Source organism: Candidatus Desulfosporosinus nitrosoreducens, assembly GCF_030954495.1.
In the GTDB taxonomy this organism is placed as follows: Bacteria; Bacillota; Desulfitobacteriia; order Desulfitobacteriales; family Desulfitobacteriaceae; genus Desulfosporosinus; species Desulfosporosinus nitrosoreducens.
This window is the reverse complement of the sequence record NZ_JAVHUW010000074.1, coordinates 1-25,850: the sequence shown is the minus strand read 5'-3', so window position 1 is coordinate 25,850 and position 25,850 is coordinate 1. Positions and strand designations below refer to the sequence as shown.

The following is a 25,850-nucleotide window of genomic DNA, read 5'->3' as shown; positions in this document are numbered from 1 at the left end:
AGACGTTGGCTTTGCCCTACTCAATTTCTCTGAATTAAGCATTCTATGCAAGTTCTATCCTTGATAAGTTCTTTTGGTGAATTAGCAATTCTATGAAAACAAGAGGAAAACCAAGAAAAATCAAATTTATATAGGGAGGATGTTCATGGTTCGATTATCTTATCCTGTTGCCATGGAGATAGCCGGCAACACCGCAATGTGGACAAGACCGGATAGCGGTGACTGTCCGGTTAGCTATCCAGCTCCAACCTATTCTGCGGTCAAGGCCATTTTTGAATCGGTCTTATGGGGACCGGATGTAGAAATAATTCCCACAAAAGTGGAGTTGTGTGCGCCCATACAATACCACTCTTATTGCACCAACTATGGAGGACCTCTGCGAAATCCCAAATCGATTAAAGAGGGAAATAATTATCAGTTGTATGCCACTGTGTTAATTGACGTTTGTTATAGAATGTACGCAGAAGTTGTTCCCACTAAAGAAAAAAGCAGATTGCCGGAAAGGGCTGTGCAATGGGATAAAAAAACGACCTCACCCGGCCATGCTTATCAAAGTATTTTTGAAAGAAGACTCAAACGAGGTCAGTGCTATTCCCTTCCGACCTTGGGGTGGAAAGAATTTACCCCCTCCTATTTTGGTGAATTTCGGGGCACGACACAGGTACTGTCCGGTGCGCACCCCGTAATCATACCATCGATGCTGAGACAGGTTTTTGCCAAAGGATATGCCTCCCCGGTTTCCTATGTATACGACAATAACCTTGTCATTCAAAACGGCGTGCTGGAGTATCCGAAAAGGAGTAAAAACTATGCTCAATGAACTGTATAGTTTATCTACTGCTTTAAAAAATAAAGGGATTAGCACCAAGGAATGGCATAGGGAATATAAGCCCTTGCCCAAAGTTACTGCCAAAGCACTCTGTATACGTATATGGCTTGCCCAGGACGGCTCGATCTGTGGATTTGAGAGCATAAGTACAGAGCTTGCCCAGTCGCTGAGAAAATACGGGAACAATCAAGGAACCTTTCCCGCTTTCAATATTGTTCCCCTATACCGCATCACCAATGAAAACCAGCTTTCCGAGCTGGAGCAGATTGAAAAAGGTACTGTCCCCCCCGATTTTGAAAAAATTAAATCATGGTGCGTCAATGACAATTGGAAAGAAAGTATTGTCAAAAAAATCGAGAGAAGCTTACATAATATTCCCCAGACCCTTTCGGATTTAATTGGAAATCAAGAACAGCCTGAACGAATCCTCGTTTCAGAATTAATTCGTTTAGCGTCCGGTTTCAAGAACGGGTCGGATAAAAGCTTTAAGTCCGCACTGGAAAAATGCGTTTTTGCCAAGCTCCAAAAACAAGAGGACATAGATCTTTTGCTTGCCATGCTATTCCATAAAGGCGACCCTAAAAAAAATCATAACGATGACACTGGTGTGTCAATTTCAGTTGTTCTGGATTTATTTGACTGGCGACAGTATGGGTATCCCGTAACAAGCCAGCACACTACCGAGTGGATCAACGATAGGTTATTGGAATCCAGCTTGCTAAGTGCATCTAAACAGCCTGAGGGTTCTGGGAGTGACGCCTTTGGGATTCCCTTTATTAATCCCAATGAACCTATGCCAAGCGTGAAACTCAACGGCTTTGAGGTAACCTTACGTTCCATGTTTAATGGACAGCCTTGCCAGTATCGTTATGAGCAGATAGATGATGCCTCCTATCCCATCGCTATGGAAAATCGTTCTCTTGCCAAAAAATCACTGGAATGGGTTGCCGGCATGGAGCGAGAGGGCGTCACCTGGCGAAAAATCGATAAGAACGAAATCGTATTTGTTTATCCTTCCAAGTTGCAGGAAACTCCGCCAAGATTTGCTTCAATTCTCGGTTCCAGGCAAGCAGATAGTTCCGACCAGGCGGAAGCGCGTTTTGAAAACATCGCTCAAGACTTTATTAGGACGCTCAGAGGTCTTCCGGCAAAGGACAAGCCGGATTTTATTCAAATTTTCACAATCCGTAAATTGGATAAAGCCCGCTCCAAGGTGATATTTACCCGCAACTGCTCACCGGATCAGCTCATCAAGGCGGCGGAGGATTGGAAAGCCGGTTGTTGGAATACGCCTGAAACAGAGTTAGGTGAGCGCAAAACTCCTTTTCCGTTGCAAGTGGCTCGCATCGTCAACAATGTCTGGAAGCAAAACGGGGAACTGGCCCAAGGCAAGACTGACGTTGAGCGAATGAAATATTATCAGGGCATGGAATTGCTGCTTGACCTTATGCAGGAAAGTATGATCGGCAATTACCTTCATACCGTACTTAACCATTCATCCGGGCTGGTAAGCTATATGGGCAATTGGATGCACGGTGGTTCAAAATGCAAGGACAAGAAAGAGGAGAAAACCTTAGAGAGATTAAAAAATGAAACAGTTCTTCTGTTGTCTTTCCTTGGGCTGCTGCTTTATAAACGGAGTGATAGAAAGGAGAACTACATGGAAAATATGGCTTATTTGGTCGGACAGCTCTTGAAAATATCCGACGAACTGCATACCTTGTACTGTAAAGTTGTGCGAAGCGGGGATGTTCCTCCGCAACTGGCGGGCAGTGCCCTGTTTACAACAGCCGGTGAAACGCCCTATCAGGCGATGGCCCAATTGTCTCTTCGTATGAATCCCTATATAACCTGGGCCAAACAATATCGTTTCAAAAATATTTTAACAAAAAATGAAGAGAGTTGGAGAGCACGCTGGTATCTCAATTTGTATGAAGATGCGGCTAATAAACTGAAAGTGACAGTGACGGGCTCAACACGATTTACTGATATTGAAAAGGCACAGCTTTTTATTGGCTATCTGGCATCCTTTCCCAAAAGAGAGTCTTCAGTAGCAGCAGTCGCTGATGACAACGATAATGATAATAATGCAGGAGGAGATAATCATGAACAGTGAAATTAAGCGCGCAACCGGCCTTTTGGTGATTGAAGTTGTAAACTCAAATGCAAATGGGGACCCGGACAGGGAGAGCGATCCCCGCCAACGTCCCAATGGCCTGGGGGAAATTTCACCTGTTTCCTTCAAACGCAAGCTGCGCGATTTAGCGGGGGACCACGATAGTGTGTTTTATCAGAGTCTTCCGGAGTTTTATGTTAAGAACTCGGATCATTATTGCATATTGGAATCGCGCGGGCGTGACAGGAAGTCCATTCAAAGCGAGATGTCAGAAGACATTAAAAACTTTGATCAGAAGAGCTTTCTGGAGAGTACCTTTGTAAAAAGATATTGGGATGCCAGAGTGTTCGGTAACACTTTTTTGGAAGAAGGAGCGAATAAAGGATTTATTAAAACAGGTGTTGTTCAGTTCGGTGTAGGTACGTCGATTTCCCCAGTCAATATCATTCGCCACACCAATACGAATAAGGCCGGTGTCCAAGAGGGCAAAAATGCCGGAATGGCACCTTTGGCCTTCCGCATTGTAGAACACGGCGTTTATTGTATGCCGTTTTTTGTGAATCCCAATTATGCAGGCAAGACAGGGTGTACCCAGGAAGATATTGACTTGCTTAAGCTTTTAATTCCCAGAGCTTATGATTTGAACCGTTCCGCCATTCGCACCGATGTGCGTATTCGCCATGCCTGGTATATTGAGCATCTGAATGCCCTTGGCAGTTGCCCGGATTATCTCCTTTTAGAAGCGCTCACTCCAAAGCGAATTGGCGATGGGACTATTGCGTCGACGAGCTGGAACGACTATGAAGATAAGGCCGCTCTGCCGGAGGAATTGCAGGCCAAGGTGAGCTCCGTAAGCGACTTGATGCTGGTATGATTTATTACGCGCACAGTAAAAAAGACGATATTCCTGAGCAGGAGTACTCGGTGCATATTCGTGGTGTAAAGTCCCTTGCCCAGGAATATGTGCAGGATATTAGCTGCTATGCAAACTGTGACAAAACACTGCTGTCAGAGATCACAGAAAAAACCTCCACACTTCATGATTTGGGCAAGCTAAATAAAGAAAATCAGGATGTGCTTGCAGGGAAAAACCTGGCTGAAAAACTTCCGGTACATCATTGGGACGCGGGAGCGGCTTATTTTCTGAATAGCGAACACTTTTCCGCTTTCTCCGCTGTTGTAATTCAGGCTCACCACAAAGGCTTTCCTGACTTTACAGCAGAAATGAATAAAGGTAATGAGGCAATTTTTAGGGATAGTTCCATTGCTTCTGAGGTGGATAGAGAGCTGCCGGAACTTGAAGCCATCCACAATAGCCTTATTGATAGTCAGTTTGAGTACGGTGAGGAAGAAATCAAAGGAGATCATTCGGTTTTCCTGCGGATGATCTTATCATGCCTCGTTGATGCGGACCACACCGATACGGCGATTCATTACCGGAAGTATCCGGCTGAAATGAGTCCTGTTCAATTGCGTGCCGCCGAGCGGCTAGCTAAGTTAGATCGGCATATTGCGGAGTTAAAACAAAAAGGAGCCGACGATGATCGGAATGCTTTACGCAATGAGATGTATTTAGCGTGTCGAAACGCCGACATTGAGGTTGGTATAACCTCCTGTGATAGCCCGGTTGGCTCCGGAAAGACGACGGCGGTTATGGCTCATTTGCTTGCCCAAGCGGAAAAGCGCGGACTGCGGCGTATCTTCGTTGTATTGCCTTTTACGAATATCATTAAACAATCCGTTGATACCTATCGGAGAATGCTCGTTTTGCCGGGGGAAAAAGCTGAGGAAGTTGTAGCGGAGCTGCACCACCGGGCGGACTTTGAAAGCGAAGATGCCAGACACTTGACCGCCCTTTGGCGGGCACCCATTATTGTGACAACGGCAGTTGCTTTTTTTGAAACGCTGGCCTCGAATTCTACCTCAACTTTGCGCCGCTTGCACGAATTGCCCGGCAGTGCCGTTTTTGTGGATGAATCCCATGCTACCTTGCCGGCCAAACTTCTGCCTATTGCCTGGAAGTGGATCAACATTTATGCTGTGGAATGGAGTTGCTATTGGGTTCTAGCCTCCGGTTCACTGAATCGATTCTGGACAATTCCGGAAATTGCCGGCAGCGAAAATTCCCCCTCTGTACCGGAAATCATCGCTGATGGACTGCGCAGACGCCTTGCGGTCTATGAAAACAATCGGATTTCTTATCATTGTGATTTATCCCCTCAAAGCACAGCGGAGCTTGCTAAGTGGATCAGCAAGTTTCCGGGACCGAGACTGGTTATCTTGAACACGGTTCAAAGCGCCGCCGTATTAGCGGACTATTTTTCGAAACACTTTGGCCGTGGGTGTGTGGAGCATTTGTCTACGGCTTTGACCGCAAACGATCGGGAGAACACACTTGAACGAGTTAAAGAACGCTTGGCTGATAAAGAGGACACCCACTGGACTCTGGTTGCAACGTCGTGTATTGAAGCCGGCGTAGACCTATCTTTCAGAAATGGATTCCGCGAGCTCGGATCACTGGTATCGTTGCTGCAAGCTTCGGGGCGTGTCAATCGGGAAGGACTCCTTGATGATGCTGAGATGTGGACATTCTGTATTTTGGAAGACGGAATGTTAAAACTCAATCCGGGTTTAAAGGACCCTGCCACTGTTCTTAAAGGGTATTTTGAAGGGGGCAGAACCATTGCACCGGAATTGAGTACACAATCCCTTGCTGATGAAATCGTCTTATATGGACTATCTAGAAAACATAAAGACTTGGTTATCGATGAGAAATTGCAGAGGTTTCCTCAAGTGGAACGGAATTTCAAGGTAATTGACAGTGATACCCGTCTTGTCGTTGTTGACTCGGCTGTGGCAAAGCGTTTGCAATACGGAAAAGTTGATTGGCAAGTACTGCAAAAGGTCTCGGTTCAAATTGCTAAATATAAGTTGGACGAATTGAGAACGCCTTTGATCATGGATCGTATATACAGGTGGAATCTCGAATATGACGGTTTTCTTGGCTATATGGCCGGTATTGTGAAGTTAAAAAAATATAGAGGAGAAGCAATCATCATTTGATTCTTGGAAGGATTGAGTCTGGAGGTTTTTAATGGAATATGATGAGGAAGATTTCCTGTTGCTGTCCGGGATACAGCACTTTGTCTTTTGCAAGCGCCAGTGGGCTTTAATCCACATCGAACAGCAGTGGCAGGAAAATTTGCGCACAATTGAGGGCGGAATCCTGCACGAGAAAACCCACGACAATACCATCAAAGAAAAGAGGGGAGATTTGATCATATCCCGGGGCATGGGGATCTTTTCCCGTACCTTAGGGATTACCGGGGCTTGTGATGTGGTGGAATTCCACAAGTCCCGGGGCGGAGTCACTCTCTATGGCCGGGAGGGAACCTACATACCCGTTCCCGTGGAGTATAAACGAGGCAAGCCTAAGCAGGGCAATGCGGATGTCCTGCAATTGTGCGCTCAGGCTATCTGCCTGGAAGAAATGCTCTTGTGTGATATACCTGAAGGGTTTCTGTTTTATGGGGAACCCAAACGCAGGCTTAAAGTGCCGCTTGATGAAGAGATCCGGGAACAGGTTAGGGCTATTTGCCGGGAAATGCATGAACTGTACGACCGCAGGTACACGCCTAAAGTAAAGCCGACCAAAGGCTGCAAGGCCTGTTCCCTCAGTGAGCTTTGCCTGCCTAAGTTGTGTAAAAATCCGTCGGCTCTGGCCTATATGAAAAAGGCTGTTGCGGAAATAGAGGTTGATCAATGAGAAAATTATTGAATACTCTTTATGTGACGTCGCCCAACACGTATTTATCTCTGGACGGCGAAAATATTGTGATTTTAAAGGATGAGGCAGAGGCGCTAAGAGTTCCCCTGCATAATCTGGAGGGGATTATTGCCTTTGGCTACACCGGCGCCAGTCCGGCTCTGATGGGCGCCTGCGCCCAGCGCAATATTGCCTTAAGCTTTATGAAGCCCAGCGGGAAATTCTTGAGCAGGGTTGTCGGCGAAGTCAGGGGTAATGTTACCCTGCGCAAGACTCAATACAGGCTATCCGAGGATGCGGCGAAGAGCCATAAAATTGCCCAATCCTTTATCTTGGGAAAAATATATAACGCCCGCTGGGTGGTGGAGCGGGCAACCAGGGATCATGGGGCCAGGTTGGATGTAGATAAATTGAAAGGAGTCTGTCAAACCCTGGCCAACGCTTTGAAGATGGTTGAAGAAAGCCAGGATTTGGAACAGTTACGGGGAGTTGAAGGAGAAGCGGCAGCCCAGTATTTTCGGGTATTGGACGATTTGATTCTTCAGCAAAAGGATGATTTTTATTTTAAGGTCCGGAATAAACGTCCTCCCCTGGATAATGTTAACGCCTTGCTTTCCTTTGTCTACACTCTTTTGGCCCATGACGCCGCGGCGGCCTTGGAAACCGTTGGTCTGGACCCTTATGTGGGATTTCTGCACCGGGACAGGCCGGGGAGGATTTCCCTGGCTTTGGATCTGATGGAAGAGCTGCGGGCCGTTTACGCGGACCGGTTTGTTATTTCTTTAATTAATAAAAAAGAAATCAATGGCAGCGGTTTTACCCGGATGGAAAACGGAGCGGTCATTATGGATGATGAAACGCGAAAAGCTGTTCTTAAGGCTTGGCAAAGCAGGAAACAGGAGGAGATCAGGCATCCCTTTCTGCAGGAAAAAATGGAATGGGGGTTGGTGCCTTATGCCCAGGCCATGTTGCTGGCCCGGTTTATCCGGGGGGATTTGGACGGGTACCCGGCCTTTATGTGGAAGTAGGTGAGAGGTTATTTTAGTGCTTATCACGTATGACGTCAATACTCAAACGGCGGCAGGGAGAAAGCGGCTGCGTCACGTTGCCAAGCAATGTGTGAATTATGGGCAACGTGTCCAGAATTCAGTTTTTGAATGCGTGCTGGATGCGGCTAAATTCCGCGAGGTCCAGCATAAGCTGGAGCAAATTATTGATACGGAGAAGGACAGCTTGAGGTTTTATTTGCTGGGGAATAATTACAAGAATAAGGTTGAGCATATAGGCGCCAAGGCTTCCTTTGATGTTGAGGATACTTTGATTATTTAGTGCGAATGTGAAGCGAACATAAAATCCCTGGGGGATTCGCACCGCGAGATATGAGGATATTTGTAGAAATGTACAGAAAACGCAAAAGGAAAATGGCGTATTTTGTAAAAATAGAATAGAATGAATAGAATTTATCTATGTAAAAGATAGTTTTTCTTGGTTTTTGCAGTCGCTCTCTACGCGAGAGCGTGGATTGAAATAGGCAGAAACCCTGCTGCAATCCATTCGGGAGGAAGTCGCTCTCTACGCGAGAGCGTGGATTGAAATTCAAACTGGCTGTATAAAAAGGCAGAAGACCCAGCAGTCGCTCTCTACGCGAGAGCGTGGATTGAAATTACCGATGACATTTGGCCAATTAAATAGGCCAATTGTCGCTCTCTACGCGAGAGCGTGGATTGAAATATCACGAATATGGTGACACTATGTTTTTTGTTACGTCGCTCTCTACGCGAGAGCGTGGATTGAAATTTTTCTTTTGCTCCCAAAAAGTAAATGCCCTAAGTCGCTCTCTACGCGAGAGCGTGGATTGAAATCAGCAGAGCATAATCCGGCCGGGGAATGCGTCGCTGGTCGCTCTCTACGCGAGAGCGTGGATTGAAATTTTGGTAATTTGCTTATAAATTGCTGAATCATCGTCGCTCTCTACGCGAGAGCGTGGATTGAAATTCGGCCATCATTGTCAAACTGCGCCGACATTAGATGTCGCTCTCTACGCGAGAGCGTGGATTGAAATAGTGATTATCATGTTTACAAAACGTATACATGTTGTCGCTCTCTACGCGAGAGCGTGGATTGAAATTGATTTGTTCGGTCTCCTTCCATGCGGCAGAGCGGGTCGCTCTCTACGCGAGAGCGTGGATTGAAATACCATAAGAAATCCTTAAATAAAGGCGGATCATTGTCGCTCTCTACGCGAGAGCGTGGATTGAAATATAGGAGTAAAGAGTTGGTCAAATTCATTTTCCGTCGCTCTCTACGCGAGAGCGTGGATTGAAATTAAGTATAGTCCTATTGAGAAGTCGAATTCGCGAGTCGCTCTCTACGCGAGAGCGTGGATTGAAATAGTAGCATGGAAACTACTCAATATATTCTTTAAGTCGCTCTCTACGCGAGAGCGTGGATTGAAATATGAATTTGCCTTGAATCAAAATGGCTCCTGATTCGTCGCTCTCTACGCGAGAGCGTGGATTGAAATGGGCCTGCCATCTTTTGTGTCCGCCAATGATGATGGTCGCTCTCTACGCGAGAGCGTGGATTGAAATCGGTGTTAAGCTGCTCTTTAGCCCTTGCGTCTGTTGTCGCTCTCTACGCGAGAGCGTGGATTGAAATTGTCTGCATCATCCAGCCACTCATTGCATTTATGTCGCTCTCTACGCGAGAGCGTGGATTGAAATAGCCGCAATTGTTGACGCCTGAAGCATTGGACTGGGTCGCTCTCTACGCGAGAGCGTGGATTGAAATCCTAAATTAATGGGAAATATTGACCCCTCTGTAAGGTCGCTCTCTACGCGAGAGCGTGGATTGAAATGCCACTAACAATTGAACTTCCTATTCTTACATTTGGTCGCTCTCTACGCGAGAGCGTGGATTGAAATTTAAAAATAGCTACCAAGCCAGCGTCATTGACAGTCGCTCTCTACGCGAGAGCGTGGATTGAAATTTGGACCGACCGTTTGCTTTGGTCCAAGAAGTCTTGGTCGCTCTCTACGCGAGAGCGTGGATTGAAATTGAATCAGTGGTCTATGAGCTGCTGCCCTTTCTCGTCGCTCTCCACGCGAGAGAATTAACCTGAAATAGCTTACGTCGAGCTCCACCAGCTACCCGATCGTCGCTCCCTACACAGGAGCATGCAATAAGAAACGGCTCCCGCTGCAACGGGAGCCGTTTCTTATTGCCTAATTTAGGGTTTGCTAAACTCATCCCTTTTTTCTCCAGTAGACGACCAGAATCTTACCATTTTCCACTCAATATCCCAATCAGAATCTGAGCAATCCTGACAAGCCTGGCCGGATCTAAATTAGGTTAAACTCATAATTAACTTTAGGTAAAAGTTCCTGTCTTTTAATAAAATTTCTTTCTCTAAAAATCAACTTCAAACCAATTATCTAAAACATTTGCGACACTGGTTCGGTAATACCGCCATTTTATGGGGTATTGCCACACCAGTGTCAGCATAGGTGAATATAGGAACTTCAGGAATTGGTTTGACGTTCGGGCTTCTTACTCAGTTACGCTTTTAATCTCTGATTTCCTCTTTACCTTCTCATTAAACTTAGCCGCATCAATGATGAATCTCTCATGAGTACCTTCAGAAATTCGGTCTACCCCATCATAGGCTTCTACATGAAACAATAATTTTTTACCTTCGATCTTTTCTAACCGTAGTTTAACTGTAACAGTTAAACCTGGCGGTGTAGCGGCAAGGTGGCTTAATTTAACATCGGTTCCAACGCTTTGTTCATTAGGCCAATCCAAATGAGGATTGATAGCTTTAATACATGCCCATTCAAATAAACCCACCATAAATCCCGTTCCAAATACTTTAGGCATTGCTTGGAATTCTTCCGCTTCAGGGTAAAGATAAGGAACAGTTTTGTTTTCTGGAACAGTAAACTTAAACTCATAATACAAACCGGGTTGTAAAGTATTTTTCATTTGATACACCTTCTTAATTCAAAGTAAATATATCGGAGTATTCTTTTAGTAAAGTCTTCTAGTAGGTCAAGAGCTTGCTATAGCGTTGAGTATTCTATACGTTCTGTCTACTTCCTTCAATGTGAAATAATTCATTAATTTAAGAATATTATGAATAAAAAAGCAAAACGTAACAATGCGTTCAGCGTAGAAACCTTCCTGGGCTTAAGCCTGGGAAATTTTTTTTGTCCACCTAAGGAGTTCGGCACAATTCCCCCCTGATTATGAAAAAGCGTTTGAGATGGGCATGCGATTTGCTAAGGCGCAATAGAAAGCACATAGGATGGCTTTTTTACTGCTCTTACCTCACGTAACTCTCTCATAAGTGCCTTAACCATAAGTTTAACCTTTGATTGGGACCAATTTGACGCTGGAATCCCTCCCTGGCTCAGCGAACACAGTGGACAGTTCCGTAACGTGTCAAAATATTCAGGCCTTTTACGCTCAAGTAGACAACCGTAATAAGATTGCAATTCTGCTCTTATATAGTGCCAATATTATTGATTTTGTTGTAGTTAATTAGCAGAATACTTGCTAACAAATAATTTGCTAACAAAATAACCTGTTAAAAAAAATAAGCTTTCGGCAGCCTTTCCTTTATGATTTTAGTCTAAATTCGCTCTAAATACTCCCTTAATTGCCTTTTTTCTTCTGAACTGAATTCTTTTAAGACCTCTATATTTACTTCTTCAATAATTTTACCTATTGGCTCGCGCAATTTGGACCCCTCTTCAGTTAATTCAACTTTAATGGTTCGCCGATCTCCTGTATAAGTATTCCTCATAATCAATGCTTTATTTTCCAATCGATCAAGGATTCCAGTGATAGTTGAACTATCTAAACCCAAAACATTCCCAATTTGCTTGGGGTTTTGACTGCCCTCATCCCAAAGACATTGTAATACTCCATATTGCACAGGCGTTACGTTAAACGGTTCAAGTTCTGATTTTAAATATTTAAAAACTTTTTGTTGTGCCTGAGTTAGTAAGAAATTAATACATTCCGTCATTTCCATAATTACTGCACCTCTATTTTTTAGTTATATAAACACTATATTTCAAACTTATTAATCTTGTCAATTAAGTTTACAAAGTGTAGAGCTAAAGTATGATTTTTTTTAAAGATAGATAAAAATCCAAGATTGTCCCGTTTCAGAATCATACAAGCAATAATCGACAATTAGCTAAACCTAAACCTCCGCCAGAACACCGCTGTATGAAGCTGAATCTGTCTGGTACCTGAGTTACACTGCGACAAATAAGCCCCAAGAGGGTCATTCAGTATTCTCTGAAGTCTTTATTATAACTCCAGGACTATCTACTGGAGTTTGATAGGCCTCAAAAGAGACGTGCATAGTGTAGGTAGCAGCTTAATTTGGCTAATTTAACATGCAATTTCCTTGGAAGGAACTTTGAGTCTGAAATACAATATTTATACATGTTTGCTTGTTGACAAATTACTTGCTAGCAAGTAATATTTAATTATCAAAAGCTTTTGAATTATTTAGTAAAAAGAGAATTTAGGGGGGGTGATATGGGATCTTAGTATGCGCTATGGAAACGTCAAGTGAACCTATATTTAAGTAAAGGCCAGTCATTATGGGCGACGGTGAAGATCTTGCCGGAATAATGCTCGCGGAGAGGTAGGAGAACGGAATTTTGATACGTTTTTTGAGAAATTAGTATAGGTTTCAAAGTGACATTCCATATTTTGTAATTAAAGGAAATTAGTTCCCTTGACACTCAATTATGAGGACGTTTTGAGAAAGTCGGGTGTTATTAGCCGTTTACAAGCACAGCGAAGAACTATGTATTCCACGTGAATTTCCGTTTAGCTCGATAAAAACAAATATCCTCCCACTAAAAGTAGGAGGACTGCAATAAAGTTGGTTCAAGGAAACCCTTGTCCCGACCACCTCAGAGAATGCCGAGAGGCTGTTTTAAAATTTAGGAGGAGGCAATTGAAATGGATGTTAATGCTTTTGCTTTATCGGAAGAACAAGAAATGATTATGAACACGGCAAGATTATTTGCACAAAAGGAACTGAAACCTATCGTATTTGAGAGCGACCAAAATAGTATATTTCCTGTGGATCTATATAAAAAGATGGGTGAGATGGGTTTGCTGGGCTTACCGTTCTCATCAGAATATGGTGGTTCCGACGGGGATTATTTATCCTACATTTTAGCCGTAGAAGAAATTTCCAAGGTGCATAGTGCCGTTGGTATCTCATATTCAGTAAGTACCTCTCTCTGCATGGGCGGAATATATCAAAACGCTTCAGAGGAACAAAAGAAAAAATATCTTCCGGATCTATGTTCGGGAAAGAAATTTGGCTCTTTCGGCTTAACTGAGCCAAATGCGGGCTCAGATGCAGGGGGTGTAAGAACCACAGCTAAAAAAGATGGGGATCACTATGTATTAAATGGTTCCAAATGCTTCATTACCAATGGCCCGCTGTCAGAGACCTTCTTAGTATTTGCTTCAACGGACATAAGTCAAGGAACAAAAGGATTATCAGCGTTTATTGTTGAAAAAAGTTTCCCGGGATTTTCCATAGGCACTATTGAAAACAAATGTGGGATAAGAGCTACTCAAGTTTCAGAACTGCTTTTTGACGACTGTATTGTTCCGGCTGAAAACTTAGTAGGACAAGAGGGAAAAGGCTTTGGCATAGCAATGAAAACTCTTGATGGCGGGAGATTCGGAGTCGCGGCACAAGGACTTGGTCTTGCCGAAGGAGCCTTTGACATAGCGAAACAATATTTGCAAGATAGAATCCAGTTTGGCAAGCCTTTATATAAAAACCAGTATTTGGCATTTAAAATGGCTGAATTAGAAATTGAAATTGAACAAGCTAAGTACTTATTGTATAAAGGAGTTCTTGATAAACAAGCAGGAAGACCTTATTCGGTTTCAGCAGCTAAGGCCAAAATGGCTTGTACGGATGCAGCCATGCATGTAACGGTAGAATGCGTGCAGATGCTTGGTGGAAATGGCTACATGAAGGATTATCATGTTGAAAGAATGATGAGAGATGCTAAGATAACTCAGATCTATGAAGGAACAAACCAAATCATGAGAATGATTATTGCGGGCGCTATTTTTAAATAATCTTCATTTTGAGTCATGAGATTTCCTTAAATTCGAGGTTGCAATGATGAAGAAGGAAATAGACTCTACCGACGGTTTATGGAGTGATGTCCTTAAGTTGAGAGGAGAGAATGAATGAAAGAGTGTATTGCTTGTCATTCTGGACAAATAAAACAAGTGGATATCATAACAAAAGATAAAGAGTTCACTTTTATTGAGAATAGTGAAGCGGTTGCTAGTACACAAAGTCACAAGATAATAAAGTTTGTTTGTTTAAATTGTGGATTCATAAGCCTTTATGCAGAGGACTATTTTTAAGAAAACTTGCCAAATAGTTGGCAACATGAATTCTAAGGCAGCAAGTGAATGAATACACGTCCCCATAACGTCGCTGTTATTACGCTCCTAGTATCACCTGTAAGTGAAATTAAAGCATTTTTTCTCAGTTACATATTAGGACAGGGACGAATATCACATCATGTTTATAGTTGCCTTAAAACAGAAAATTGACCCTTCTGAGTACTTATCAATAACAGACTGGTCGCATACTTAAAGCAATTGTTTTTCAAATATTATATTAACTTATTGAGAAGATTTTTCTAAGTAATATTTTGGTATTCAGATGGGTCTCTGCATTTGAAAATTGCTTGACTACTCTAATCTCAGATCCTTCCGGCCGGCCAAATGCCTTTAATCATGACGTGATGAAGTGTAAACAACAGAGAAAAGCCTGGAAGTTCTGTGTTAGCTTTTATACGGTTTAAGTAGTCCAACCACTTTTGAATTTAACGGAATCATGACTGTTCACTGTAACTTAATAAGCGGAATATCCTTATCAAATGCCCCGCAAATTGCGGGGCAGGTTAAGTCGCTGAGGATAACATTGGAGGAGGAGCATAGTATGAAGAAGGTTATTATTCTGACAGCAGAAGAGGCTGTTGATTTAGTTAAAGATGGGGACACTCTTTGTACAAGTGGATTTGTTGGAAATAGTCTTCCAGAAGCGCTTTATAAGGCTATGGAAAAGAAATTCTTAGAGACTGGCTATCCTCAAAATATAACTTTGTTTTATCCGGCATCACAAGGCAACAGGAACGGCTCAGGCGGTGATCATTTTGCTCACGAAGGTTTGGTTAAAAGAGTCATAGCAGGTCATTTAAATACTGCTCCAAAGCTAGGCGAACTGTGTCTGGCTAATAAATGTGAAGGTTATAACTTACCTCAAGGTGCTTTGGAATATATTATCAGAGATGCTGCGGGTCATAGGCCTGGTTCCATCACCCATGTTGGCTTGGGTACTTTTGTTGATCCAAGAAATGGCGGAGGTAAAATAAACGCCAGGACGACAGAAGATTTAGTAGAAGTTATAAAAATCGGCAATGAAGAAAAGCTTTTCTACAAAGCATTTCCTATAGATATCGCCTTCCTGAGAGGTACTTATGCGGATGAGTATGGTAATGTAACCCTGGAAAAAGAAGTAGCTACTATTGAGGTTACATCTATAGCACAGGCAGTAATAAATAATGGCGGAAAAGTCATTGTTCAAGTGGAAAAGGTTGTAAAAGGCGGTACTTTAGACCCCAGATTGGTACAAATACCTGGCATTTATGTTCATGCTGTGGTAGTAGCTGATATGAAAGACCATGAACAAAGTGTCGGACTTGAATATAATCCAGCACTTTGCGGGGCAGTAAGAGCACCTGAAGGTCATGTGGAAATGACCCCATTGACGATTAAAAAAGTTCTTGGCAGAAGAGCGGCTATGGAATTGGTAGAGGATACCGTCGTTAATTTAGGCGTAGGAACACCTGAGTATGTTGCTCAAGTTGCCAGTGAAGAAGGAATTGCCAGTTATATGACCTTAACAGTTGAATCAGGTGCCATTGGAGGCAGCCCTCAAGGTGGAGCCAGATTTGGTGCGACTTTAAATCCTGACGCTATTATTGATCAAAACAGTCAGTTTGATTTTTATGATGGCGGCGGTCTGGACATGGCATTTTTAGGCTTAGCTGAATGTGATGAACAGGGCAACATTAATGTCAGCAGATTTGGTCCCAAAATACCGGGCTGCGGTGGTTTCATCAACATCACCCAAAATGCCAAAAAAGTATTCTTCTGCGGTACATTTACAGCGGGAGGCTTAAAGGAAAAAATTGAAGATGGCAAGTTAATCATAGAACAAGAAGGCAGACAAAGAAAATTTATTAAACAAGTTGAACAGGTTACATTCAGCGGAAAATATGCCATTAAAACCAAACAACCTGTTTTATATATTACAGAAAGAGCTGTATTTGAATTAAAAGAAGAGGGACTTAACTTAATAGAAGTTGCTCCCGGAATTGATATTCAAACACAAATTATCGATTTAATGGACTTTGTCCCTACGATCGATAAAAACGTTAAGATTATGGACTCCAGGCTTTTTAGTGAAGAAAAAATGAACTTGAAAAAATAAGCAAAAGGGAGATTAGCCGATGTTTACAATGGGGATTGATATTGGGTCCTCATCCTCAAAAGTTGTAATACTTGAAGATGGAGTTAAGATGATCGCCGGAGAAGTTATTCAGATTGGAACGGGTTCGACAGGACCTAAACGGGTACTGGATGAAGCTCTTACCAAAACAGGTCTTACATTGCAAGACATGGCTAAAATTATTGCTACAGGTTACGGAAGATTGTCTGTGGAAGAAGCAGACAAACAAATCAGCGAAATCAGTTGTCAGGCTAAGGGAGTTTTCTTTTTAGTCCCTTCAGCAAAAATAATTATTGATATCGGCGGTCAGGATGTTAAGGCCATTAAACTTGACAGTAAAGGCTGCGTTAAGCAGTTTTTTATGAATGATAAATGTGCCGCCGGAACAGGACGTTTTCTCGATGTGATGTCACGAGTACTGGAAGTTGATCTTGATGAAATGGCGGAATACGATGCCCGGGCAACGGAACCTGCCACGGTCAGCAGCACTTGCACAGTTTTTGCCGAATCTGAGGTAATATCTCAGCTTGCCAACGGAGTGGCTAAAGAAAACATTATTGCCGGAGTTCACCAGTCAGTTGCCAGCAAAGCCTGTGGACTTGCCTATCGATGCGGGGTGGAAGAGGACATTGTGATGTGCGGAGGTGTCGCCAAAGACTTAGGGGTTGTCAGAGCAATCAGCAAAGAACTGAAAAAATCAGTCATTGTAGCTCCTAATCCCCAAATTACAGCGGCCCTTGGAGCTGCCATATTTGCCTTCGAAGAAGTTATGGAAGCTAATAAATAAAGGAAAGAGGTATGAGAAATGACTGATACAACAAATATGAGTGCCAAAGAATTGTTGGGGTTCTATCAGGAAGAATTGTATGAAGAAGCAAGACGGGCCAAAAAAGAAGGAAAACTTGTTTGTTGGTCCGCGTCGGTTGCTCCTTCGGAGTTTTGTGTGGCTATGGATGTGGCGATGATCTATCCTGAAACCCATGCCGCGGGTATTGGGGCCAAAAAAGGTGCCTTAGATGTGCTGGAAGTTGCCGATGAAAAAGGCTATAACCTGGATACTTGCTCTTATGCAAGAGTCAATATGGGTTATATGGAACTTTTAAAACAAGAGGCTTTAACAGGAAAAACACCGGAAAAGCTTGAAAAATCCCCGGCGGCCAGAATACCTCTGCCCGATTTTGTCATCACCTGCAACAACATTTGCAACACCCTGCTTAAGTGGTACGAGAATCTTGCCGTTGAATTAAATATTCCCTGCATCGTCATTGATGTTCCCTTTAACCATACCATGCCCATTCCCCAGTATGCTAAGGACTATATTGCGGAACAGTTTAAGGAGGCTATTGCTCAGCTGGAGGAAATTTGCGGCAAAAAATTCGACTACGACAAATTTTTGAAGGTACAGGAACAAACCCAACGTTCTGTTGCCCAATGGAACAGAATTGCTTCTTTGTCGGGACATAAACCATCTCCTTTGAATGGGTTTGATCTTTTCAACTATATGGCCCTGATCGTTTGTGCCAGAAGCAGAGACTACGCGGAAATCACCTTTAAAAAGTTTGCTGATGAACTTGAAGAAAACCTCAAAAATGGTGTCTACGCCTTTAAAGGCAATGAACAAAAGCGTATCACCTGGGAGGGTATAGCTGTGTGGCCACACCTGGGCCATACCTTTAAAGGTTTGAAAAATCTTGGCAATATCATGACCGGTTCAGCCTATCCCGGTCTCTGGAATCTCACCTATACACCTGGGGATATGAGTTCCATGGCGGAAGCTTATACCAGAATTTATATCAATACTTGTCTCGATAACAAAGTTAAGGTGCTTAGCGACATCATCAGCGGCGGAAAGTGTGACGGTGTTATTTATCATCAGAACAGAAGCTGTAAGCTCATGAGTCTTCTCAATGTCGAAACTGCTGATATACTCCAAAAAGAAAATCATCTACCCTATGTCAGCTTTGACGGAGACCAAACTGATCCGCGTAACTTTGCTCCTGCCCAGTTTGATACACGTATCCAGGCCTTAGATGAAATGATGAAGCAGAATAAGGAGGGCGTTTCCAATGAGTAGAATTGAAACGATTATCAGTGAATTATCTTCCATTGCCAGTAATCCCCGCAAGGCTATGGAAGATTATAAGCAAGAAACCGGCAAAGGGTCGGTTGGGGTTATGCCTTATTATGCTCCTGAAGAAATAATTCATGCCGCAGGTTTTCTGCCCGTAGGCATTTGGGGAGGACAAAAAAGCATTTCCAAAGCCCGGGCCTATTTACCTCCCTTTGCTTGTTCAATTATGCAATCCGTGGTGGAAATGCAGCTTGAAGGGGTCTATGATGATTTAAAAGCGATACTTTTCCCCGTTCCTTGTGACACTTTAAAATGTCTCAGCCAAAAATGGAAAGGGACATCCCCTGTCATCGTAATGACTCATCCTCAAAACAGAAAACTGGAAGCAGCCAATAAGTTTCTGGCTGAAGAATACCGGCTTGTGCGTGAAAAACTGGAAGAGATATTAAATGTTAAGATTACAGATGAGGCACTTAACAAGAGCATTGACATTTATAACGAAAATCGTAAAGTCATGCGTGAATTTACGGACATAGCCGCTAATTATCCTCAGATTATTGATCCCAAAAACCGTCATGCGGTTATCAAAGCAAGATTTTTCATGGAAAAATCCAAACATACCGCTCTGGTTAAAGAATTGAATGCCGAGCTTAAAGCGTTGCCTGTGGAAGCCTTTACTGGCAAAAGGGTTGTTTTAACAGGCATTATGGCTGAACCCAATGAAGTATTGGACATTTTAAAAGATAACGGTTTTGCTGTTGTGGCAGATGACCTGGCCCAGGAATCCAGACTGTTCAGAAATGATGTTCCCTCAGGTACAGACCCACTCTATCGTTTGGCTAAATGGTGGCAGGAATTCGACGGCTGTTCTCTGGCTGTCGATACGAAAAAACCAAGAGGTCCCATGCTGATAGATATGGTTAAAGCGTCTAAGGCCGATGCCGTTGTAGTTTGCATGATGAAGTTCTGTGACCCTGAAGAATTTGACTATCCTATCTACTATAGACAGTTTGAAGAAGCCGGAATTAAGAGCTTATTTATAGAAATTGACCTGGAACCAACCTCCTTTGAACAGACTAAAACCAGAGTTCAAAGTTTCGGCGAAATGCTGTAATTTCTAAGTGAATAGAACCTTAAGTTATAGCTCTTGTTGTTTGTAGCCTGACTTTTGGGAAGAGGTAGTATTTGCGCCCCTTCCCGCTTTGCTTATTCAGCAGGGAATTTTACTGCTTGAAGCTTCTCTTAATATTGAGATTAAGTGGTCTGACAGGCGTGCCATATTCGAAGCGTTATAAAGGAGGTATAAGGATGTTAGCTCGTGAAGTCTTGGAAGAACTTATTCGAGTGCTCGGTCGTGATAATGTCCTCACAGAGCAGGAAGACTTATTGACCTATGCTTATGACGCAACTGCGGCGATGAAACATCATAAGCCAGATGTTGTGGTTGCACCTCTAACGACAGAACAGGTGGCAGATGTGGTGAAAATCGCCATGCGTTACCATGTCCCTATTTATACACGTGGTTCCGGAACGAACCTCAGTGGGGGAACGATTCCCATTGCCGGGGGTATCGTTCTCTCCATGCTCAACTTCAATAAAATTCTGGAGGTAGACCAGGATAATTTAACGGCAACAGTTCAACCTGGGGTGATCATTCAGACTCTCAATGATGAAGCGGCAAAATACGGCTTATTGTATCCGCCGGACCCCGGTACCGTCACCACAGCAACTATGGGCGGCTCGGTTTCGGAGTGTTCGGGTGGATTGCGCGGCCTGAAATATGGTGTAACCAAACATTATATTATGGGCTTGCAAATTGTCTTGGCGAACGGAGAAGTCATTCGCTGGGGAGGAAAAACGGTCAAGAACGTGACAGGGTATGATTTAGTGGCTCTCTTTACCGGAGCTGAAGGAACCTTGGGGATTATCACGGAGATAATTGTCAAACTCATTCCGGCGCCGGAAGCCCATAAGAGCCTTTTAGCGGTCTTTGACGACCTTGATAAAGCCGGGGGGGCCATCGCCGCCATTATTCGCAATAAAATTATTCCGGCGACACTGGAGATTTTGGATAATGTGACAATTCAAACCGTGGAAAACTTTGTGCATGCGGGACTTCCCATGGACGCGGAAGCGGTCCTTTTATGTGAAGTGGACGGCTACAAGGAAGTTGTCCAACGTGAGGCTGTTTTGGTGGAACAAATTTTGAACGATGAAGGAGCCGTTCAGGTAAAGATAGCTAAAGATGATAAAGAGCGCGACCTTTTGTGGTTGGCTCGCCGCAGCGCCCTGCCTGCTCTCGCTCAAAAACGGCCGACCACCGTACTGGAAGATGCCACCGTTCCCCGGAGTAAAATTCCGGATATGCTTAAAGCCATCCGCAGTATTGCCACAAAACACAATCTGCAAATTGCTACCTTTGGCCATGCCGGAGACGGAAATCTGCATCCCACTATTTTAACCGATGAACGGGAAGCAGAAGAAATGAAACGAGTGCACCTGGCCGTGGACGAGATTTTCGAAACGGCCTTGGCCCTGGGCGGAACCCTTTCCGGTGAACATGGGATTGGTATCGCCAAAATGAAATATCTGGACCGGGAATTTGGAGAAGCAGGTGTGGCGGCTTTGCGGCGCCTTAAAGAAGCCCTGGACCCCAACTATTTGCTGAACCCTGGGAAGATTGTAAGGAGGGACTGATCGTGTCCGTATATGATTCACTGGATTCGATTACCGAAGAACTCCATAAATGTATGAAATGCGGCAATTGCATGGCGGTATGTCCCATTTACAAGGAAACACACCAAGAAGTCGGGGTTGCCAGAGGAAAGATTAGTTTAGCGGAATACATTCTCTCGGGCGAAGCAGAGATGACGAAGGGAATGGGGGATCGTTTTTCCCTTTGTACGACCTGTATGGCTTGTAACTCCAACTGTCCATGTGGGGTTCGGTTTGATAAAATTATTCTGGCGGCAAGAGCGGAAGCCGTCCGCAAAAAAGGGTTGCAGCGGGCCAAAAAAATTGCCTTTACTGCCTTGAAGATGCAGCGGGTGTTTGATTTCGGGATGAAGGCGGGCAGTATCTTCCAGGGTGTTGCCTTAAAAAACATCCCGAATCGGCACAGCAAATTAGCGCGTATGCGCGTGGATGTGGGGATAGGTAAAGAGAAAGTCTTTCCCATGTTGTCTAAGAAGACCCTGCGTTCCGAGTTCCCTGAAGTGATCAAGGTTAAAAACCCCAAGCTGAGAGTCGGGTTCTTTACGGGCTGCATGATCAACTATTTTTACACCGACATCGGCAGAGCGGTGATCGAGGTGCTTAGGGAAAATGACATCGAAGTGGTCATTCCTAAGTCTCAGGCTTGTTGCGGTATCCCAGCCTCGGTCAATGGGGATGTGGATTCAGCACGGACTTTGGCTAAACGCAATTTGCAGGCCTTTGAGAGAGTGGGGGCGGATGCCTTAGTTGTCGCCTGTTCTTCAGGCGGCACTGCCTGGAAGCATGTTTTCGGCGAGCTGCTGGAAAATGATCACGAACTTAAAGCCCTGGCGGATCAATGGGCTAAAAAATCCTATGACATTTCTGAGTTTCTGATTCATCGAGTGCCCTTTAAGAAAGAAGAGTTGGGCCGGGTAGCGCGTAAAGTGACCTATCATGAACCTTGTCACTTAAACCGGGGACAGGGGATCAGTAAGGAACCGCGGGAGATTTTAAAAAGCATTCCCGGTGTGGAATTGATTGAAATGAAAGAGCCAGGCCGCTGTTGTGGCATGGCCGGATCATTCAGTCTTATACACCCGGATCTCTCCGGACAGATTTCTGATCGTAAAACAGCGGATATCCGGACGACCCAGACGGATACCGTAGCAACGGGTTGTCCGGCTTGCCGGCTGCAGCTGCAAAGCGGGGTCGAAAATGCCGGATTTGACGAAGAAGTATTGCATACTGTGCAAATCCTGGCTGAGTCTTATCGAGCCGGTAAGAAAGAACTGAAACGTTCTAAATAGTTGGCATGATGGAAACGCTTTAAATAAGTGTTTCCATGTTTTTTGTAAGAATATCAGGTTTTGTTTTGCCTAAGTTGATGGAGAAAATTTTGTGATTTTGAAGGATGATGTAGAGGCCTTGAGTTCTTCTGCCTAATCTGGAGGGCATTGTCGTTTTTGGCTATAGCGGGTCAGTCCGGCCTTGATGGGCCTGTGTCAAGCGCAATATCGCTTTGAGCTTTATGAAAGTCGCTCCCTGCGAGGGAGCGGGGATTGAAGGAAAATCCCTTAGGCAAGGGAATTGTCAAATATCCGGAAAATCGATTGCGCAACAGATGGCAACCCTTTTAGCGCTCTTGATAGCTACATGCGAAACAGCAAAACCGCTTGACCGCTTTCAATAAAAAACAGCCGTGCACTTGAAAGCGCAACGACTGTGATTGAAGAGAACCAGGGTTTGTTAAGCATTTAGAATCTTCTTAGCAAATTCATCTTGATAATCCGTGATAAAGGCAATGCCTGTTTCCCTTTCAGTTTCGCGATTAGCAGAGGAAATGTCAGTTCTGGCTATTTGACTCAAGGAGAATTTGCGTGCTCCAGCCATAAACTGCTGCAATCCGCCAGCGAGCTTGTCCGCTAAAGTCCATACCGCGATTGCTCCGTAAGGGATTTTCTTCATGGCGTCTGCACCAAGCTTATTTTGGATGTCATAGTACCCGGCAAATATTTCTTCCGCTGTCTTGCCGTATTCCAGAACAGTCTTTGGCAGGGTGTCCCAGTTGCCGTTCAATTGAGCTTTACGTTCAGGATGAAGAACGCCTTCAATGTTCGCCCCAACAAAAGCAGGAATCATCACGCCTCGTCCCATACAGACTAACTTGGTGAATGGTGCGCCCAAAGCTAAGGCTTTAAAGATATGGTCCTCTCTGGCTAACCCACCGGCAAACGCCATATCAACAACTTTTTGTCCTTTGGCTGCTAAAATACTGGCGTATTCGTGGGCTTTAGAATGAAGGAGGATTGAAGGAACGCCCCAAGTCTCCATCATATTCCAGGGGCTCATCCCTGTTCCACCACCGGAGCCGTCAATTGTTAAAAGGTCTAGTTGAGCGTCGCTTGCTAATTTTATGGCGGCAGCCAATGCTTCCATTCCATAAGATCCTGTTTTTAAAGAAATACGTTGATAACCAAGACCTCTTAGATAGTCAATCGATTTCATGAAATTGGCCCGGACTTCTTCGTAATTAGAAAGATTAGTATATCCTAAGCGGCTATGACGTGCAAAGGATTTCAGTGCGCCGGCCTTAAAAGCCGCCTGAACTTCAGGTTTAGTTGGATCAGGATCTACAACATACCCTCTATTTTTCAGGAACAGAGCGTAGTCCAAATTGGTTACCTGAATCTCTCCGCCAATATCCTTGGCCCCTTGTCCCCATTTAAGTTCAAGAATAACATCGTTACCATACTTTTCAATAATGTATTCAGCAACCCCGTTGCGGGTATCTTCAACATTCATCTGAACGATGATGGCCCCGTAACCATCGTAATAGTTTAAAAATGTTTGAATTCGACGATCCAGTTCAGGTGCTTTGACAATTTTGCCATTTTCGATAACAGATTGTTTATCAACTCCAACGACGTTTTCTCCAATAACAATGGGAAATCCGACGAGCGCAGCCCCAATCGCGAAGGAATCCCAATATTTTGCAGCGATAAAGGTTGAGCCCAAAGCCCCGGTCATGAAAGGGACCTTAATTTTAGTTTTAACCCGGCTACCAAATTCAGTTTCTGTGCTGACATTGGGGAAGATGCAATCATCAGCACTATTGGACAATTGGCCAGGCAATCCAAAAGCGCCATAATTGTAGCCCTGAATCCGAAGGGCATTGTAGTTTACGCCAACATGGGTGGTATTAGCACTTCCCGCAGTTACAGTACCGAAATCTCTTGGGTAAAGCATTTTTCTCCCTTTAAGGCTAGACATCCAGTTCTCACATTTTCCTTGGCAATCAGCTCGACATAAAGTGCATAAGCCAGATTCGCCCGGATTCCCCCGGTTTACAGATCCTAAAACATCATTCGACTTTGGCCATTGAAACATTATTAAAAACACTCCTCTATATTCATTCATTCTATATTACTATTTATTTCATAATATCATTTTTATATAAAGAATTACATATAATCAAGACTTGTATACAATACACAAGTTACTGTTTTGCTTGTTGCATAGCACAGGTTTTTCCTTTTGCTTATCCGCAGAGCTTGGCGCTTGTCATTTTTTCCCTGAACATAACCTGGGAAAGAATTATGACGATCACGGGACCGCAATAATAGGTAAGGGCGGCTATGTTTAGACCGATTTCTGTGTATGCTGCAAATAAAAGCATCCGGTTTGCGCCCATTGCCCACTCCGAACAAACTGCCAATCAGAGTGCGCAAAAAACGATTTCCTAGCTGTTTAATAAAATGTAAGTCGCAACAATTCTGTACACTTTGCACCTAAAAATACATATACGCGGAAAGAAGTGGGATTTAGTTATAATAAAGAAATGAATATTGTTAGGTTTTGACAATAAGCTCTATAAGGAGACGAATATGAAACATGAGTATGTCTAAATAATAGGTGCACGTGCCAATAACTTTAAAGAATATTAGTCTGAAGTTTAATGCCCTAAATGGAATGTGCAAGACTTGTGAGGGAATCGGCAGGACTGTTACGCTGGATCTTAACAAAGCGTTGGATAAAGAAAAGTCGATAACGGGGAGCGATTTTGTTTAAAATCCATCGTCTCTGGCCTATATGAAGAAGACTATTGTGGAAATTGAGGTTGATGAATGATAAAATTATTGAGTACGCTCTATGTGACTTCCTGGGGAGTAATTACAAAAGTAGGGTTGAGCATATAGGCGCAAAGGCTTCTTTTGATGTTGAGGATACTTTAATTATTTAGTGCGAATGTGAAGCGAACATAAAATCCCTGGAGGATTCGCACCGTGAAATAAAAAAGAATTTGTTGATATGTGTAGAATATATAAGAGGTCAGTGGTTTATTTTGTAAAAAATGGAATAAAACAAATGAAATTTATATATTAAAAGATAGTTTTTCATAGTTTTTGCTGTCGCTCTCCACGCGAGAGCGTGGATTGAAATTCAAGACCTCTTGCCGCGTCCGCATCATGCTTGGTCGCTCTCCACGCGAGAGCGTGGATTGAAATAGCAACATGATTCAGAAAGTGCATGACCTAAAAGAGGTCGCTCTCCACGCGAGAGCGTGGATTGAAATAGCGCAGATCATTGCCGTCGCATCCTCCGGCGTGTCGCTCTCCACGCGAGAGCGTGGATTGAAATACTGCACGTGGGCTTATTAAGCTGAATTACTTCCTGTCGCTCTCCACGCGAGAGCGTGGATTGAAATTTTTCGAAGCCTTCTCGGCCATCATTGTCAAACGTCGTCGCTCTCCACGCGAGAGCGTGGATTGAAATCGAACTGGA

At 43.8% G+C, this 25,850-nt stretch carries 18 protein-coding genes, 1 pseudogene and 2 CRISPR repeat arrays; of the genes and pseudogenes, 16 read left to right on the top strand and 3 right to left on the bottom strand.

Translation table 11 applies throughout. The features are described 5' to 3' along the window. The first annotated feature begins 145 nt into the window (after positions 1 to 145). From cas5 to cas2, 7 genes are read left to right on the top strand one after another with little or no spacing between them, the layout of a single operon-like run. Positions 146 to 820 (top strand): CRISPR-associated protein Cas5, encoded by a 675-nt coding sequence (gene cas5, locus REC12_RS21870; protein WP_308897938.1) that lies wholly within the window; start codon positions 146 to 148, stop codon positions 818 to 820. Beyond that, positions 810 to 2,945: a hypothetical protein gene (locus REC12_RS21865; protein ID WP_308897937.1), complete on the top strand. Its 2,136-nt coding sequence runs from the start codon at positions 810 to 812 to the stop codon at positions 2,943 to 2,945. The genes cas5 and REC12_RS21865 overlap by 11 nt, the downstream gene beginning before the upstream one ends. After that, positions 2,935 to 3,819 carry a type I CRISPR-associated protein Cas7 gene (locus tag REC12_RS21860; RefSeq protein WP_308897936.1) on the top strand — a complete coding sequence of 295 codons (885 nt, stop codon included), beginning with the start codon at positions 2,935 to 2,937 and terminating at the stop codon, positions 3,817 to 3,819. The genes REC12_RS21865 and REC12_RS21860 overlap by 11 nt, the downstream gene beginning before the upstream one ends. Positions 3,820 to 3,869: 50 nt before the next feature. Further along, positions 3,870 to 6,008 carry a CRISPR-associated endonuclease Cas3'' gene (locus REC12_RS21855; RefSeq protein WP_308897934.1) on the top strand — a complete coding sequence of 713 codons (2,139 nt, stop codon included), beginning with the start codon at positions 3,870 to 3,872 and terminating at the stop codon, positions 6,006 to 6,008. 31 nt (positions 6,009 to 6,039) lie between these two features. Then, positions 6,040 to 6,711, top strand: a complete 672-nt coding sequence (gene cas4, locus REC12_RS21850; protein WP_308897933.1) for a CRISPR-associated protein Cas4 — start codon at positions 6,040 to 6,042, stop codon at positions 6,709 to 6,711. After that, positions 6,708 to 7,739, top strand: a complete 1,032-nt coding sequence (cas1c, locus tag REC12_RS21845; protein WP_308897932.1) for a type I-C CRISPR-associated endonuclease Cas1c — start codon at positions 6,708 to 6,710, stop codon at positions 7,737 to 7,739. Before cas4 ends, cas1c begins: the two co-directional genes overlap by 4 nt. A gap of 10 nt (positions 7,740 to 7,749) precedes the next feature. Continuing rightward, positions 7,750 to 8,040, top strand: a complete 291-nt coding sequence (gene cas2 / locus REC12_RS21840) for a CRISPR-associated endonuclease Cas2 (protein WP_308897939.1) — start codon at positions 7,750 to 7,752, stop codon at positions 8,038 to 8,040. Positions 8,041 to 8,208: 168 nt separating this feature from the next. Next, positions 8,209 to 9,768: a CRISPR direct-repeat array (repeat unit 32 nt; unit sequence GTCGCTCTCTACGCGAGAGCGTGGATTGAAAT). Between the two features lie 492 nt (positions 9,769 to 10,260). Here cas2 and REC12_RS21835 read toward each other — a convergent pair. Together REC12_RS21835 and REC12_RS21830 are read right to left on the bottom strand one after the other, a co-directional pair. Further along, complete coding sequence (locus tag REC12_RS21835) at positions 10,261 to 10,695, bottom strand: thioesterase family protein (RefSeq protein WP_308897931.1); 435 nt, start codon at positions 10,693 to 10,695, stop codon at positions 10,261 to 10,263. Between the two features lie 649 nt (positions 10,696 to 11,344). Then, entirely contained in the window at positions 11,345 to 11,749 is a 405-nt protein-coding gene (locus tag REC12_RS21830) for a MarR family winged helix-turn-helix transcriptional regulator (RefSeq protein ID WP_308897930.1), read from the bottom strand. 950 nt (positions 11,750 to 12,699) lie between these two features. Here REC12_RS21830 and REC12_RS21825 point away from each other — a divergent pair. From REC12_RS21825 to REC12_RS21790, 8 genes are all read left to right on the top strand, one after another. Continuing rightward, the gene (locus REC12_RS21825; protein ID WP_308897929.1) at positions 12,700 to 13,848 is read left to right on the top strand and encodes an acyl-CoA dehydrogenase family protein; all 1,149 of its coding nucleotides are present in this window, start codon (positions 12,700 to 12,702) and stop codon (positions 13,846 to 13,848) included. Between the two features lie 114 nt (positions 13,849 to 13,962). Continuing rightward, positions 13,963 to 14,145 carry a hypothetical protein gene (locus REC12_RS21820; RefSeq protein ID WP_308897928.1) on the top strand — a complete coding sequence of 61 codons (183 nt, stop codon included), beginning with the start codon at positions 13,963 to 13,965 and terminating at the stop codon, positions 14,143 to 14,145. A gap of 583 nt (positions 14,146 to 14,728) precedes the next feature. Further along, a complete protein-coding gene (locus tag REC12_RS21815) occupies positions 14,729 to 16,282 on the top strand; it encodes an acyl CoA:acetate/3-ketoacid CoA transferase (protein ID WP_308897927.1) in 1,554 nt (517 codons plus the stop codon). A 19-nt stretch (positions 16,283 to 16,301) separates the two neighbouring features. Next, entirely contained in the window at positions 16,302 to 17,087 is a 786-nt protein-coding gene (locus REC12_RS21810) for an acyl-CoA dehydratase activase (RefSeq protein ID WP_308897926.1), read from the top strand. Between the two features lie 18 nt (positions 17,088 to 17,105). Beyond that, on the top strand, positions 17,106 to 18,374 hold the full coding sequence (locus tag REC12_RS21805) for a 2-hydroxyacyl-CoA dehydratase subunit D (protein WP_308897925.1): 1,269 nt from the start codon (positions 17,106 to 17,108) through the stop codon (positions 18,372 to 18,374). Beyond that, a complete protein-coding gene (locus tag REC12_RS21800) occupies positions 18,367 to 19,485 on the top strand; it encodes a 2-hydroxyacyl-CoA dehydratase subunit D (RefSeq protein WP_308897924.1) in 1,119 nt (372 codons plus the stop codon). The genes REC12_RS21805 and REC12_RS21800 overlap by 8 nt, the downstream gene beginning before the upstream one ends. 194 nt (positions 19,486 to 19,679) lie before the next feature. Continuing rightward, positions 19,680 to 21,068, top strand: coding sequence for an FAD-binding oxidoreductase (locus tag REC12_RS21795; protein WP_308897923.1), 1,389 nt, complete (start codon positions 19,680 to 19,682; stop codon positions 21,066 to 21,068). Between the two features lie 2 nt (positions 21,069 to 21,070). Further along, the gene (locus REC12_RS21790) at positions 21,071 to 22,375 is read left to right on the top strand and encodes a (Fe-S)-binding protein (RefSeq protein WP_308897922.1); all 1,305 of its coding nucleotides are present in this window, start codon (positions 21,071 to 21,073) and stop codon (positions 22,373 to 22,375) included. Positions 22,376 to 22,814: 439 nt separating this feature from the next. Here REC12_RS21790 and REC12_RS21785 read toward each other — a convergent pair whose 3' ends face one another. Next, positions 22,815 to 24,455, bottom strand: a complete 1,641-nt coding sequence (locus REC12_RS21785) for a glutamate synthase-related protein (protein WP_308897920.1) — start codon at positions 24,453 to 24,455, stop codon at positions 22,815 to 22,817. A gap of 772 nt (positions 24,456 to 25,227) precedes the next feature. On the opposite strand from REC12_RS21785, the pseudogene REC12_RS21780 reads away from it, so the two are divergent. Continuing rightward, positions 25,228 to 25,308, top strand: a pseudogene (locus REC12_RS21780) (CRISPR-associated endonuclease Cas2); the annotation flags it as partial. A gap of 168 nt (positions 25,309 to 25,476) precedes the next feature. Next, positions 25,477 to 25,841: a CRISPR direct-repeat array (repeat unit 32 nt; unit sequence GTCGCTCTCCACGCGAGAGCGTGGATTGAAAT). Positions 25,842 to 25,850 lie beyond the last annotated feature (9 nt).